This window comes from Vibrio sp. 10N.222.49.C9 (assembly GCF_041474985.1).
In the GTDB taxonomy this organism is placed as follows: domain Bacteria; phylum Pseudomonadota; class Gammaproteobacteria; order Enterobacterales; family Vibrionaceae; genus Vibrio; species Vibrio crassostreae_C.
This window is the reverse complement of record NZ_JBFRVD010001092.1, coordinates 1-483: the sequence shown is the minus strand read 5'-3', so window position 1 is coordinate 483 and position 483 is coordinate 1. Positions and strand designations below refer to the sequence as shown.

At 42.4% G+C, this 483-nt stretch carries 1 protein-coding gene; it reads left to right on the top strand.

Translation table 11 applies throughout. The annotated features are described in order from the left end of the window. Positions 1-249 precede the first annotated feature (249 nt). On the top strand, positions 250-483 hold a 234-nt coding region (locus tag AB4585_RS27030; RefSeq protein WP_372171820.1), incomplete at its 3' end, for a hypothetical protein.

The window sequence follows — 483 nt, the reverse complement described above, 5'->3', positions numbered from 1 at the left end:
GTAAGAGTTATGGTTTTGCGAAGAAATACTTGCAGCGTCAGAGTGCGATTTTGCAAGGTATCGTGCGATTTGAAGGTGGTGACAAGGGCGACTTTCACGTTCTTGGACCGTTGTTGACAGAAATAGATGAGCAAATTGCTCTTTGTACTGAAAAGCAAATGCAAGTGCAGATCAGCTAAGTGGTTTGGATGGAATGAGGGTGTATCCCTTGTTCCATTTTTTCTATGTGGCTGTGCTATCTTATCGATATTGACGGCATTCAGACTGTCGGCTTCATTAGGTTTGACGGTTGAATTGCCAGGTTCGTCTCCACGTCAATATAACCTAGTTCAAGACTTCTTAGTTGATTCGACTAAGGGTTTACCGATTAATTATGGTTCGCTGGTGGTTCAGTACCATCATCATAATTGGCACTATATTTCGATGCAGCAAGCGTTGGAAGATGTGGCTGAGTGTGGGTTTATAGCTCGTAAAAGTATTGAA